Here is a 13,417-nt window from a genome sequence, read left to right as displayed (position 1 = left end):
GCCCTGGATAAATATATCCGGCAACCTGTACGGTGGGGGTTGCCAGAGACTGCGGCTGCCCAGCAGGGCAAGGCGCGAATGACCCCCTTCAACGCAGTACCGGATTGATATATAAGGCAGGATTCTTCTCAAGCAACGCCGTATTGCGACACAAGCCAGGTTGCTGGCCGTTGCTTTGATGAAATAGGGGCAAACTCCCTACCATCCCCACCGCACCACGCCGGGCCTCGTCCCCGCCCTTAACTCTTTACCTAGCAAGACCACCCCCGCCATGGATTTTCTGCTGTTGTTCAAGTCGCTCATCATGGGCATCGTCGAGGGCCTCACCGAGTTCCTGCCCATTTCCAGCACCGGCCACCTGATATTGACCGGCCACCTGCTGGATTTCCTAGACAAGGAAAAACGCGATGTCTACGAGATCTTCATCCAGCTGGGTGCCATCCTGGCCGTGGCCTGGGAATACCGTAGCCGGCTGATACAGGCCGCAGCTGGCGCCCGCCAGCCCGGCCCCGGCCGGCAACTGCTGCTCAACCTCGCCATCGCCGCCATACCGGCACTGGCCCTGGGCAAGCTGTTCGGTAGCCAGATCAAGTCCGTGCTGTTCAACCCCATCTGCGTGGCCATCAGCTTTATCGTGGGTGGTTTGATCATCCTGTGGGCCGAAAAGCGCCAACACAGCATCAGCGCCCAGACCATGGACGACATCACCCCCGGCATGGCCCTCAAGATCGGCCTGGCGCAATGCCTGGCCCTGATACCGGGCACCTCGCGCTCCGGCTCCACCATCATAGGCGGGCTGTTCTTCGGCCTGTCCCGCCAGGCTGCCACCGAGTTCTCCTTCCTCCTCGGCATCCCGGTGTTGGGCACCGCCTCGCTCTACAGCCTGTACAAGCACCTGCCCGCCATGACCGCACAAGACATCCCGGTGTTTGGTGTCGGCCTGGTCGCCAGCTTCGTCTTCGCCCTGATCGCCGTACGTGCCCTGCTGCGCTTTATCGCCAGCCATACCTTCGTGGTCTTCGCCTGGTACCGCATCGCCTTCGGCTTCGTGGTGTTGCTCACCGCCTACACAGGCTGGGTAAACTGGACCGCCTGACATTTAATTGCACACAGTGCTTGACGACCCATCAAGTATCCGACATAATCTTTCCTCTCTGTCGCGGGATGGAGCAGTTGGCAGCTCGTCGGGCTCATAACCCGAAGGTCACAGGTTCGAGTCCTGTTCCCGCAACCAAGAACATCAAGGCCTTAGACGCGAAAGCATCTAGGGCCTTTTCGTTTTTCTGTCGAAATTCGATCTCTCAAGCACGGCCGTTGCTGGCATACAGTACGGTTGCTCCCACCGTTTTCATATGCCTGCCGTCAGACTGAAACGCTGCGTATGAAACGCTCCCTTGCCAACTCATACGCCTTACCCGTCATCGCCCCTGATTGCGTCATAAATGCGGTGAACGCGTCAATCTCAGAGAATCCAACCAAGCCGGCAATCTCGCGGAGTGCTTCGTCATTGTCCTCAGACTCCGAAATCCTTACCAGCAAACAGGCCAAGTACTGCTGCCAACCACGATGAATGGCGTGGGGCTCCCCTGAATCATCCTCCACATACATTTGAACAAGCTCCCCTGACTCCGGATTGAGGAAGGTAACCAGACCAAAATTTCCGTCATCCAGGATGGGAATCAGTACATTGGCTGTATATGCCTCCTGTGCATCCGGCGCGATGAAGAACTCCTCAGGTACGCCGATGTAGATATCCAGATTTCGGGGGAGCGCCCGCGTGCGGTAGGCATCCAGGAATACCGGAGCGGGATTTAGGGTGGCTAGCGCCAGATAGGCTTGTTCTCTGGTGTACGGCATAGGGATGACTGGTAAGCGACGCCGAGGACTCAATAGGTAATTTAGCAGCGAGGTAAAATGTTTAGCATTTTGCCTGGGTCACGAGGCCGGTTCCCGCAGCCAAGAACATCAGAGCCTTAAATGCACCACTTTCAACGTCTTTACATCAACGCCCGAACTCTTAGCATGGGATTGTGCCACTAGACGGCAAGCCCTACCGCCAAAAAACCGCGTCCCGCATGTGGCTTTCTGCTTTGCCCCGCCTGGTCTACTATCTGGGCTCCATTACGCCTAAGCCATCGAAACCGCCATGCGCCACTTGCCTAGCCTACTTGCTGCCCTGTTGCTATCCCCCTTGCTGCACGCTGCAGACCAACCTGCCGCCGCACCGGTGCAGTTGCCGCCGGCCTGGGCGCGTGGCGTGCCGGTCAGCACCCTGATTGGTGCCGATGTGGCGGCCGGCCTGAGCGGCCAGGCTACGCCGGCCCAGTTCATCCTCAAGGTGACCGATCTGGCGCGGCTGCCGCAGCCGGTGCAGGGCGCCAGTGAATGTGTGTTCGAGGCCGAGGGCTGGGCCAATCTGTCGTCTGAGCGGATTACCGTGCAGCCGCGCCTGTTACGCTGCTTTGATGGCCAGGGGCGCGAGATCGCCAGCCGGCCCGTGCGTGGCTTTGCGGCGGACAAGGATGCCCGCAATGGCATCAAGGCGCCTTTGCTGTGGGGGCAGGCCGCCAAGGATCTGCTGTTGATGGGGGTGGGCGCGCAGGCCAAGCAGAATTTCCTGCAACGGGCCGCCAAATCGGCGCTGGGCCGTGCCTCGCTGGGGCTGACCGATGACCTGATGGGTGGCGACAAGGCACCCAGGGTGGAAGGCGATGCCGTTCGTGAAGTGCGCAGCAGCGAGACCCTGCTGCCCATGCTGGCACTGGAGCCGGGCCGTGAGTTTAATATCGTGCTGGGTGGTACGCCGCAGTAAGAGCGGCTAACAAAACCCTTCTGGCGTTGTTGTGCGAGCTTGCCGTACCCACGTACTGTCTGCGCTCACACGCCTAGCCAGAACCGCTACGCTGGGTTTTGTTAGCCGCTCTAAGCGCCACCAACCACACCCAGCCCGGCCTACCCCTGGCGGGGCGGGCTAAACCGCTGCCATCTAAGACCCGCTACACCCTGGGCGCCCGCCGGACTTGCCCCGGCAGGCTCGCGCCCCTAGACTCCGCGCAACTGCAGCAATAGAAAGACCTGTAATGGCCGCCGCCCCGCAATACGACGAATCTTCCGTCAAGGTACTCAAGGGCCTGGAGCCGGTAAAACACCGGCCCGGCATGTACACCCGTACCGAGCATCCGCTCCATATCATCCAGGAAGTGATAGACAACGCCGCCGACGAGGCGCTGGCGGGCTACGCCAAGAGTATCGAGGTGGTGGTCTACCAGGATGGCTCCATCGGCGTGGCTGACGATGGCCGGGGCATACCGGTGGGCATACACCCGGAAATGGGCGTCCCTACGGTGGAAGTGGTGTTCACCCAGCTGCATGCGGGCGGCAAGTTCAACAAAAAGGACGGCGGCGCCTACAGCTTCTCGGGCGGCTTGCATGGCGTGGGCGTCAGCGTGACCAATGCGCTCTCCACCCGGCTGGAAGTACGGGTCAAGCGCGATGGCGCCGAGCATGCGCTGGCCTTTGGCGATGGCTTTGTGATCGAGCCGCTGGCCGTCGTCAAGGAAGTGGGCAAGAAGAACACCGGTACGACCGTGCGCTGCTGGCCCGATGCCAAGTATTTCGACTCGCCGGCCATCCCCATGGGCGAGCTGGCGCATATCCTGCGTTCCAAGGCGGTTCTGCTGCCCGGCATTACCGTCACGCTGATTACCGAGAAAAAGGACGGCAGCCGCGATACCCAGAGCTGGACCTATCCGGACGGTTTGACCGGCTACCTGAACGAGCAGCTGAGCGGCGCCGACCTGATCGTGCCGCTGTTCCGTGGCGAGCGCTATATCACCGAGGCCAATGAGAGCTTCTCCAGCGGCGAGGGCGCCGCCTGGGTGATTACCTGGACGGAAGAGGGCGGCATTGCCCGTGAGAGCTACGTCAACCTGATCCCCACTCCTTCGGGCGGCACCCACGAGACGGGTCTGCGCGATGGGGTATTCAATGCCATCAAGAATTTCATCGACCTGCACAACCTGCTGCCCAAGGGCGTCAAGCTGCTGCCGGAAGACCTGTTTGCACGGGCCTCCTTCGTATTGAGCGCCAAGGTGCTGGACCCGCAGTTCCAGGGCCAGACCAAGGAGCGGCTATCCAGCCGCGATGCGCTGCGGCTGGTATCGACCCAGGTGCGCGATCCATTCGAGCTGTGGCTGAATGAACACCTGGACTACGGCAAGAAGCTGGCCGAGCTGGCGATACGCCAGGCCCAGAGCCGCATGAAGGCCGCCAAGACCGTCATCAAGAAGAAGACCAGCGGTGTGGCTGTGCTGCCAGGCAAGCTGACCGACTGCACCAGCGAGGATGTGGGCCGGCGCGAGCTGTTCCTGGTCGAGGGCGATTCGGCCGGCGGCAGCGCCAAGCAGGGCCGGGACAAGGACTTCCAGGCCATCCTGCCCTTGCGCGGCAAGGTGCTCAACAGCTGGGAAGTCGATGCCGGCGAATTGTTCGGCAACAACGAAATCCACGATATTGCGGTGGCCATAGGCGTAGACCCACACAAGCCGGACAGCGCCATAGACCTCAGCGGGCTGCGCTACGGCCGCATCCTGATCATGAGCGATGCCGACGTGGATGGCTCGCATATCCAGGTACTGTTGCTGACCCTGTTCTGCCGGCACTTCCCGCAGCTGGTCAAGCACGGCCATATCCATATCGCCCAGCCGCCGCTGTACCGGATAGACGTACCGGGTTCGGGCAAGAGCAAGCCGCCGCGCAAGTTCTATGCGCTGGACGATGGTGAGCTGGAAGCCGTGCTGGACAAGCTGCGGCTGGAGAAGGTGCGCGAGGGCAGCTGGGGCATCAGCCGCTTCAAGGGCCTGGGTGAAATGAACGCCGAACAGTTGTTCGAGACCACCATGAATCCCGACACCCGCCGCACCCTGCAGATTGATTTCGACGCAGCCGAGGACGATACACGCCGCATCATGACCATGCTGATGGGCAAGGGCGAAGCCTCGTCCCGCCGGGCCTGGCTGGAAGAAAACGGCAACCTGGCCGAAGGGGATATCTAGCCTATCCCCGCCTGGGCCGGCGGATGGCATGCTGCCAGCCGGCCCAACCCTGATCCTGCCGGTCGCGCCCCAGGTGGCCGGCCTCCCTGTTCTGGAGGAGCCTAGATGCTCACCATCCTGATACCCACCTGGAACAACCTGCCCTATCTGCAGGCCTGCGTGGAAAGCATACGCCGCCATTCTGCCCATGCGCACGAGATCATCCTGCACCTGAACGACGGCAGCGATGGCAGCCTGGCCTGGGCCAAGGCCCAGGGCATCAAGTACAGCCACACCCCCACCAATGTGGGCATCTGCGCGGCCATGAACAAGGCTGCGGCCTTGGCCACCCAGGATTACATCGTCTTTCTCAACGACGACATGGTGGTACTACCCGGCTGGGACACCGCCTTGCTGGAGGTCGCACAGCGCCAGCCGGACGACGCCTTTCTGCTGTCGGGCACCATGATAGAGCCGCGTGCCACCGGCAATGCCTGCGTGATCGTGGCCGATTACGGCACCAGCCTGGAAACGCTGCGGGAAGCCGAGCTGCTGGCCGACTATGCCAGCTTGCCCCATGCCGACTGGCAGGGCGCCTCCTGGCCCCCCACCCTGGTACACCGCAACTGGTGGCAACTGGTGGGTGGCTATAGCGTGGAGCTGTCGCCGGGCATGGCATCCGATACCGATTTCGCCATCAAGATGTGGGCAGCCGGCTGCCGGGTGTTCCACGGCGTGGCCGCCAGCCGGGTCTACCATTTCCAGTGCCGCTCTACCGGCCGCATCCGCAAGAACGATGGTGGCGGCCAGTTCCTGGCCAAGTGGGGGATCACCCAGTCCACCTTCAACCGCTACTATCTGCGACGCGGCACGGCCTACAACGGCCCGCTGACGGCGCCCGATAGCAGCCTGGCCTATCGCCTGGCCCGGCTCAAATGCTACCTCAAGCGCCGCCTGGGGAGGCTAGGCCGCCCGCTGGCGTTTGATTGAGAGCCTGTTACCGAGCCTTTCATGGACTGAAGGCATCAGTGGGTGTGACGCCTGGGCAGGCGCCAGGGAGACCCTGGCGCTGAACGTAGGCGCAGCCTGAACCAGTAGGCTCTTCCTTGATTTATTCCCACTCCCCCCGCCCTCGCCGCCGCGAGGGAGCCTCGCTGGCGCTCGTTAGCGAGCCTATCATGGGCTGAAGGCATCAGTGGGTGTGACGCCTGGGCAGGCGCCAGGGAGACCCTGGCGCTGAACGTAGGCGCAGCCTGAACCAGTAGGCTCTTCCTTGATTTATTCCCACTCCCCCCGCCCTCGCCGCCGCGAGGGAGCCTCGCTGGCGCTCGTTAGCGAGCCTATCATGGGCTGAAGGCATCAGTGGGTGTGACGCCTGGGCAGGCGCCAGGGGAACCCTGGCGCAGGACGTCAGCGCAGCCTGAACCAGTAGGCTCTCCCCTTGATGGAACCCACACCCCCCGCGCGGGAGCCTCGCTGGCGCTCGTTATCATTTTGAATTGGCTTCAACGCCTGCTATGCGCGCAGGCCTTGGCTGGGTGATGGCGGGTGGCGCAAGCGCCAGGGAAACCCTGGCGCTGGGCATCAGCACAGCCTGAGCCGTCGGCACCTCAGAAAAAGCGCCATCCCAGGCCACGATAGGTCGGCACCCGGTCGACGATGCTGCCTCCCCTTACCAGCAGGACTTCATCAAAGCGGTCCAGGTATTCCCCCGCCTTAGCTGGGCGGAATAGTACGGGGCTGCCTATCTCTGGCAAGTTCTCGCCGAACAAAGGGGTCTGGACTTCGCCCAGGCCTTCCTGGCCCAGCAGGCGCAGGCCAGGGGGCCAAACCGGGAGGGGCTGCTTGCGGGCTTCGATGGCGCCGGAGGCAATGTAGCCGCCGCCCTGGCAGGTGATGCTGCCGGCACCGGCACTGCGGCAGGCTTCCAGGGCGAAGAAGGCGGCGGGCTCGTGCTGGAAGCCCCGGAAGTGATCGAACAGGACCGGGGTATAGAGCCCAGAGCCGGCGCCCAGTTCGGTCACGCTGAGATCCTGGGCGGTGCTCTCCAGGCTGCCGGTACCGCCGCCGTTGACGAAGCGCAGCTGGGCACCCTCCAGTTGCAGGGCCGCGACCATGGCCTGGCGGCGGGCGGCGATGCGCGGTATGGCCCAGGCCTTGAGGCGGGCCACCACCCAATTCTCCAGCGCCTTACCGGGGACAGCCTCGCCTACGCCGGCTATCTGGGCCTCGTAGCCCATCAGCCCCACCAGTTGCAGACGGGCATGGCGTGCCAGACTGGCATGCAGGGCCAGCAGCTTGGCCGGGGTATCGAGCGGCGAGCGGTAGACGCCGAAGTGCAAGCCGGGCAGGTCCAGGCTCATATCCAGGTCGAAGGCAATCTGCAGCCTTGTGCCCGCCTGCTCGGCAGCGGCCTGCAGGGCTACCAGATGCGCCTCGCAGTCGGCCATGGCAACGATGCGGTGGCCGGCTGCCACAGCCCGGGCCAGGCGCGTCAGGGCCTGGGGCTGGCAGGTGGGGTAGGCCACCAGCATGTCGTCCAGCCCCTGTTCGGCCAGTGCGACGGCCTCGGCCACGCTGTAGCAGAGCAGGCCGGCATAGGCCGGGCCAAAGGCCAGCGCCCGCTTGAGCAGGGCAGGCACCCGCAGCGACTTGCTGGCCACCCGTATGGGCTTGCCGCCGGCCCGTGCCGCCATGGCAGCCAGGTTGCGATCAAACGCGTCCAGATCAATCAAGGCGCAGGGCAGGGCCTCGCCGCGCACGGCATCCAGCAGGCTGGCATAGCGTTGGTGCTGGGGTTGGCTGGCTTGCGGCGGCATGGCGGCGGCCCGTTTCATGGCTGGCGACCCTTGCGCCCCAGCTTGTTGGCCAGGGATTCCAGCGGCAAGCCTGCCATGGCAAAGCGGATGATGCCCACCAGGCCACGCATGCGGCTGGCCACCGTCATCTTGTCCAATGCCTGGTATTTGGCGGTGGTGAACGGGTACCAGTTGGCCTCGATCTTGGCCGAGTTGCCATCCACCATCACGGCCTTGGTATTGCAGAAGCCGCGCAACCCGTCCTCGCCCTTGAAGCGGCCAATGCCGCTCTGCTTGGTGCCGCCGAAGGGCAGGGCATGGTTGCCCTCGGTAATCATGTGGTTGTTGATGGAGACATTGCCCACCTTGAGCTGCCGCGCCACGCGCTCCAGCTGGGCCTTGTCGTCCCCCCAGACGCAGGCCGACAGGCCATAGATGGTCTGGTTGGCCAGCCGCACGGCCTCGGCCTCGCCGTCGAACGCCATCACCGGCAGGAAGGGGCCAAAGCTTTCCTCCTGCATGACCCGCATCTCGTGGTTCACCTGGGTCAGCACGATGGGGGGAATGGCCGGACTGACGCCATCCCAATCCAGGCCGGTATGCTGCATGGCGCCCTTGGCCAAGGCATCGGCCAGGTGTTCACGCACGATGGCGATCTGCATGGGCGTGGTCATGCTGCCGATATCATGGTCTGGCCCGGTGCCCAGGGTTAGCTTGCTGGTCTGCTCCACCAACCGCGCCACGAAGCGCTCGTGGAGCGGCCGTGCCACATAGCAGCGCTCTATTGAGGTGCAACTCTGGCCGGTATTGGTGAACGCGCCCCACATGGCGCCGGCGACGGCGCGCTCCAAATTGGCATCAGCAAACACCAGCATGGGGTCCTTGCCGCCCAGCTCCAGCTCCACCGGCACCAGCAGTTCGGCGGCCTGGGCCATCACCCGCTTGCCGGTGGCGATGCTGCCGGTAAAGAACAGTTTGTCGGGCGCTTGGGCCAGGCAGGCACTGCCGATCTGGCCATTGCCGTACACCACCTGTGCCCAGTCCGGCGCAAAGCCGGCCTCGGCCAGGATGGATTCCACCAGCCCAGCCAGGGGGGTGTATTCCGATGGCTTGTGTACCACCGCGTTGCCGGCGGCAAAGGCGATGCTGATGGGCACGATGGCTTGGTAGAAGGGATAGTTCCAGGGCGCGATCACCAGTATGGTGCCCAGCGGTTCGTACCAGACCCGCGACTGCTTGCCCAGCATGGCCAGCGGCGTGGGCATCTTGCGGTCGGCCAGCACGGCAGCCGCATGCCGGCGCAAGTATTCCAGGTTGTCGATGACGGCGAATATCTCGCCCAGCAGGGCATCGCTGGCGCACTTGCCTGTCTCCTGGCTCACCCGTGCGATGATCTCTTCGCGCCGCCGCAGCACCACCTGGCCCAGCCGGTCCAGCAGTGCCAGCCGCTGCGGTAGTCCCAGTGCGGCGATAGTGGTTTGGGCGGCGCGGGCACGGTCGAAGACAGCTGCCACTTCGGTGGCATCCACAGCAAGGTCTGGCGCGGCATCGCGTACGAGCTGGTTCATCACAGGTTCTCCCGGTATCTGGGTTCGTATGGCGGCATCCCAGCCCAGGCGGTCGCGCACTTGCGTGCCGCCTGGGCCGGCAAAGCCGTAGTAAAGCGAGTAGACCACCCCTGCCGCGCCCAGCCGGGCCAGCCGCAAGGGGGTGAGCCGCAGCTGCTCGGCCTGGTTGAACAGGCGCAGCAGGCCGGCGAGCAGGGGCTGGGGCAGGCTGGCCGCCACATCCAGCAGCAGGCCCAGGTCGGCCCGGTCCTGCGGGTGCATGGCCTCGGCCAAGCGGTCTATCTGCCAGCCAGCGCCACTGGCGCTGAAACTCGGCAGGCCGTCGCCGCCGGGGCAATAGCCATCGCCCAGCCGGTTCAGGCCGCGTAGCTGGCGGGCGCTGAAATAGACGCTGCCCAAGGTGGCAGCCAGGTGCAAGGAAGATTCACGCCGCATCACGCCGCCTCCGCCATCTGTCGCCCCAGGCGGCGTGCCAGCGCCATGATGGTGAGCGAGGGGTTGATACCCGGCGCACTGGGAAACAAGCTGGCATCGGCCACCTGGATGCGCTGGCTGCCGAACAGCCGGTAGTCTTCACCCACGCAGCCCTCCTCGGGCCGGCGGGCAAAACCCAGGCCGCCCATCAGATGCAGGCCTATGCCAAAGCGGCCCGGCAGCACACGCTCGGCGCCGGTCGCCTCGAATATCCGCTGCACGGCCTGGTAGCCCGCCGCCGCGCGGCGCTGGTCCTCGGCGTCCAGTTCCTTGTCTATCTGCAGCCGCCCGCCCTGGCCCAGGCTGAGCCGGCCTGGATGGCTGTCGCGCACGGCGACTTCTATGCAGGCGTAGTGGCGCATGGCGGCCATGTCGGCCTGATGGGCAGCACCCATGCCCGGCAGCAGCAGGGCGGTGCCTATGGGGGGAGAGAACACGTTTTCCAGCTTGAAGCCCTGCCGCCTGAAACCAGCATCATCCGACTTGTAGGCCTGGAACGGCCCCTTGTGGGCAAGGACAGGCTCGCGGTATTGGGCAAAGTACATGAACTGGGGGTGGCAGTAATAGCCCTGCCCCAGCCTGGGCAATTGAGCGGCATAGCCAGAGCGCAGCAGTACGGTATTGCTGCCCAGGGTGCCGGCCGCCAGCACCAGCTGGCCAGCGCGGAAAGTCTGTGGCCGGCCATCGGCCAACCTGGCCTGCACCGTCACCCGGCCGGGGGCTTCGCTCACCCGCTCGACCTCGCACTGGGTCAGCAGCTTGGCGCCCGCCTTGAGCGCGGCCTCCAGCGAGGTCAGCGGTGTCGACTGTTTGCTGTCCAGCCGGCAGCCGTACAGGCACTCTATGCAGTCGTTGCCCTCCTCGTGCCGGCAGCCCGACTGCCCCCGCTGCAGCGGCGCGCACTGATAACCGCACTGCTCAAAGCCCTGCTTGAACAGCTGGGCATTGCGGTTGGCATGCACCAGCGGCACCGTCTGTATCTGCAGGGCGCCACGGGCACGGGCGTACCAGGGTGCCATGCCCGCCTGGTCCAACCAGGCAAAGCCGGTACGCTCGCGCCAGTCGTCCAGCGCGACATCGTCAAACTCATCGAGCAGGGCCTGGTTGACGATGGAGCCCCCGCCCACCACCCGTGCCCGCAACATGGCGATGCTGGCGCTGCGGTTGAGCTCCATGCCGCCATGCCAGAACAGCCTGGTATTGCCATCCAGCTCGCCACGCGGGTAGTCCTGCCGCGAATGGTAGGCCCCCGCTTCTATGACCAGGCAGCGCCAGCCGGCGGTGGCGAGCTCGGCCGCTGCATTGGCCCCGCCTACCCCGGCCCCTATCACGATAGCGTCGTAATCGCTTTGCACTCGCCTCTCCTCTTCCCCTTCTTGTAACTATGTTATCCCACAAAACCTTTGTATTGCGCAAGCTACCATTTCTGTTGCATCGCAGCATAATTTGCGCTTTTACATCAATTACTTGCGTAATCAAATTGGGGTTTGACAAATCTAAAACGTGATTCATAACATCGTTACACAAACACACAAAGGAGACACGTCATGCATGCTTTCAAACAGCGTTCCGGCCGCTGGCTATGCCTGGTCGCACTGTTCCTGACCCTGCCTGCCCAGGCGGGATACCTGGTTGGTCGGGGCAAGGCCGACATCACCGGCGAGGCCGCCGAAGTCGGCATGATGGGCTATGCCAAGCTGGACCAGAAAACCGCCGGCATCCATATGCGCCAATGGGCGCGGGCCTTTGTGGTGCAGGATGAAGCAGGCCGCCGGCTGGTATTCGTCAACAACGACCTGGGCATGGTCTTCCAGGGTGTGCACCAGGCGGTGCTGAACCGCCTGCAGGCCCGCTTCGGCAACCGCTATACCCGCGAGAACGTGCTGCTGTCGGCCACCCATACCCACGCCGGCCCTGGCGGTTTCTCACACTACGCCCTGTATAACTTCACCACCCTGGGCTATAACGCCGCCACCTTCCATGCCGCAGTCGATGGCATAGTCGAAGCCATCGTGGCCGCCGATGCCGACCTCAAGCCCGGCGAGATCCGGGTGGCACGGGGCGAGTTGTTCGATGCCAGCGCCAACCGCTCGCTACCGGCCTATGAGCGCAACCCGGCAACCGAACGCAGCCGCTGGCAGCACAACATAGACCCCACCATGACCGTGCTGCGCTTCAGCCAGGGCGGCCGCGATGTGGGGCTGATCAGCTGGTTCGCCACCCACGGCGTCTCCATGCATCCCGGTAATACCCTGGTCTCGGGCGATAACAAGGGCTATGCCGCCCAATACATAGAGAAGCAGGTCTACGGCAAGCAGGGCCGCAACGACTTTGTCGCTGCCTTCGCCCAGAGCAATGCGGGCGACATGACGCCCAACCTGTGGCTGGACGGTAACGGCCCCACCAGCAATGAATACGAAAACACCCGGTTGCTGGGCGAGCGCCAGGCCGGTCGTGCCCTCAGCCTGTTCAATGGCGCCAGCGAGCTGGTAAGCGGGCCGGTGGACTACCGCCAGCAGTACGCCAATCTCTCGCAGGTGGCGCTGCGGCCTGAGTTTGGCGGTGGCCAGACCTGCCCGGCCGCATTGGGCCGCGCCTTTGCCGCCGGTACCGAGGATGGCCGGGGCGAGGATGGCTTCAACGAAGGCGACCTGACCAGCAATCCCTTCCTGGCCCAGCTGGGCGGTGCGCTGTTCGGTGCGCCCAAAGAGGTCGAGGACTGCCAGGCCCCCAAGCCCATCATGATCGCCACCGGCCTGCAAAAGCCCTTCCCCTGGACGCCTGAAGTGTTGCCGGTATCGGTGGCGCGCATAGGCCAGCTGGCCATTGTGGCGGCGCCTGGCGAGTTCACCGTCATGGCCGGCCGCCGTGTGCGCGAGACAGTGGCCCAGGCCATGGGGCTGCCGCTGGGGAATGTGATCTTTGCCGGCTATACCAACGCCTATGCCGGCTATGTGGCCACCCCGGAGGAGTATGACGCCCAGCACTACGAGGGTGCCTCCACCCACTTTGGCCGCCGCACCCTGCCGGCCTATGCCCAGCTGTACCAGGATCTGGCCACGGCCCTGCGCAATGGCCAGGCGGTAGCCGCGGGTCCGCAACCGCGTGATCTCTCCGGCAACCAGATGAGCCTGCAGACCGGCGTGGTGCTCGATAACACCCCCATCTTCAAATCGTTCGGCCAGCTGGATCGCGACGCGTCGGCGAGCTACAGCCGTGGCCAGACCGCCGAAGCCTGGTTCTGGACCGGCCACCCCAAGAACAACCTGCGCCGCAACAACACCTTTGTCAGCATCGAGCGCTGGGACGGCAGCAGCTGGCGCCGGGTGGCCAGCGACGACGACTGGAGCACGCGCTACCACTGGGTACGCATAGACCCGGTGTGGGGCACTTCGCAAGCCCGCATCCAGTGGCAGATACCGCTGGATACCACGCCGGGGCAGTACCGGATTGTCCACCTGGGTAACTACAAGAATGGCTGGAACGGCCAGATCTACGGACTCTCGGGCAGCAGCCGCAGCTTTACCGTCTACTAAGTCCCCCC

9 protein-coding genes and 1 tRNA gene are annotated in these 13,417 nt (G+C 64.1%); 6 read left to right on the top strand and 4 right to left on the bottom strand.

The genetic code is table 11. The features are described 5' to 3' along the window. Positions 1-271 precede the first annotated feature (271 nt). Complete coding sequence (locus QWZ03_RS17885; protein WP_290333968.1) at positions 272-1,096, top strand: undecaprenyl-diphosphate phosphatase; 825 nt, start codon at positions 272-274, stop codon at positions 1,094-1,096. A gap of 62 nt (positions 1,097-1,158) precedes the next feature. Further along, positions 1,159-1,234: transfer RNA gene (locus QWZ03_RS17880), tRNA-Met, on the top strand. Between the two features lie 128 nt (positions 1,235-1,362). Here the strand turns inward: QWZ03_RS17880 and QWZ03_RS17875 are convergent. Beyond that, positions 1,363-1,857, bottom strand: coding sequence for a hypothetical protein (locus QWZ03_RS17875; protein WP_290333967.1), 495 nt, complete (start codon positions 1,855-1,857; stop codon positions 1,363-1,365). 289 nt (positions 1,858-2,146) lie between these two features. Between QWZ03_RS17875 and QWZ03_RS17870 the strand changes: the two genes are divergently transcribed. From QWZ03_RS17870 to QWZ03_RS17860, 3 genes are all read left to right on the top strand, one after another. Continuing rightward, positions 2,147-2,812 (top strand): TraB/TrbI/VirB10 family type IV secretion system protein, encoded by a 666-nt coding sequence (locus QWZ03_RS17870; protein WP_290333966.1) that lies wholly within the window; start codon positions 2,147-2,149, stop codon positions 2,810-2,812. Between the two features lie 268 nt (positions 2,813-3,080). After that, positions 3,081-5,054 carry a DNA topoisomerase IV subunit B gene (gene parE / locus QWZ03_RS17865; protein WP_290333965.1) on the top strand — a complete coding sequence of 658 codons (1,974 nt, stop codon included), beginning with the start codon at positions 3,081-3,083 and terminating at the stop codon, positions 5,052-5,054. Positions 5,055-5,159: 105 nt separating this feature from the next. After that, positions 5,160-6,023, top strand: a complete 864-nt coding sequence (locus tag QWZ03_RS17860) for a glycosyltransferase family 2 protein (RefSeq protein WP_290333964.1) — start codon at positions 5,160-5,162, stop codon at positions 6,021-6,023. 620 nt (positions 6,024-6,643) lie between these two features. Here the strand turns inward: QWZ03_RS17860 and QWZ03_RS17855 are convergent. From QWZ03_RS17855 to QWZ03_RS17845, 3 genes are read right to left on the bottom strand one after another with little or no spacing between them, the layout of a single operon-like run. After that, positions 6,644-7,870, bottom strand: a complete 1,227-nt coding sequence (locus QWZ03_RS17855; RefSeq protein WP_290333963.1) for an alanine racemase — start codon at positions 7,868-7,870, stop codon at positions 6,644-6,646. Then, positions 7,867-9,834 carry an aldehyde dehydrogenase family protein gene (locus tag QWZ03_RS17850; RefSeq protein ID WP_290333962.1) on the bottom strand — a complete coding sequence of 656 codons (1,968 nt, stop codon included), beginning with the start codon at positions 9,832-9,834 and terminating at the stop codon, positions 7,867-7,869. Before QWZ03_RS17850 ends, QWZ03_RS17855 begins: the two co-directional genes overlap by 4 nt. Then, complete coding sequence (locus QWZ03_RS17845) at positions 9,834-11,228, bottom strand: FAD-dependent oxidoreductase (protein WP_290333961.1); 1,395 nt, start codon at positions 11,226-11,228, stop codon at positions 9,834-9,836. The genes QWZ03_RS17850 and QWZ03_RS17845 overlap by 1 nt, the downstream gene beginning before the upstream one ends. 192 nt (positions 11,229-11,420) lie before the next feature. On the opposite strand from QWZ03_RS17845, the gene QWZ03_RS17840 reads away from it, so the two are divergent. Further along, positions 11,421-13,409, top strand: coding sequence for a neutral/alkaline ceramidase (locus QWZ03_RS17840; protein WP_290333960.1), 1,989 nt, complete (start codon positions 11,421-11,423; stop codon positions 13,407-13,409). Positions 13,410-13,417 lie beyond the last annotated feature (8 nt).

It is taken from the genome of Chitinimonas viridis (assembly GCF_030409555.1).
In the GTDB taxonomy this organism is placed as follows: domain Bacteria; phylum Pseudomonadota; class Gammaproteobacteria; order Burkholderiales; family Chitinimonadaceae; genus Chitinimonas; species Chitinimonas viridis.
Note: the sequence above shows the minus strand (reverse complement) of the source record. Positions and strands in the feature narration are given on the sequence as shown.

Bases quoted from the DNA above. Each gene is read 5' to 3' on its own strand.
- QWZ03_RS17850 (WP_290333962.1), bottom strand. From the start codon at position 9,834: ATGCGGCGTGAATCTTCCTTGCACCTGGCTGCCACCTTGGGCAGCGTC.
- QWZ03_RS17870 (WP_290333966.1), top strand. From the start codon at position 2,147: ATGCGCCACTTGCCTAGCCTACTTGCTGCCCTGTTGCTATCCCCCTTG.
- QWZ03_RS17840 (WP_290333960.1), top strand. From the start codon at position 11,421: ATGCATGCTTTCAAACAGCGTTCCGGCCGCTGGCTATGCCTGGTCGCA.
- QWZ03_RS17885 (WP_290333968.1), top strand. From the start codon at position 272: ATGGATTTTCTGCTGTTGTTCAAGTCGCTCATCATGGGCATCGTCGAG.
- QWZ03_RS17875 (WP_290333967.1), bottom strand. From the start codon at position 1,857: ATGCCGTACACCAGAGAACAAGCCTATCTGGCGCTAGCCACCCTAAAT.
- parE (WP_290333965.1), top strand. From the start codon at position 3,081: ATGGCCGCCGCCCCGCAATACGACGAATCTTCCGTCAAGGTACTCAAG.
- QWZ03_RS17860 (WP_290333964.1), top strand. From the start codon at position 5,160: ATGCTCACCATCCTGATACCCACCTGGAACAACCTGCCCTATCTGCAG.
- QWZ03_RS17855 (WP_290333963.1), bottom strand. From the start codon at position 7,870: ATGAAACGGGCCGCCGCCATGCCGCCGCAAGCCAGCCAACCCCAGCAC.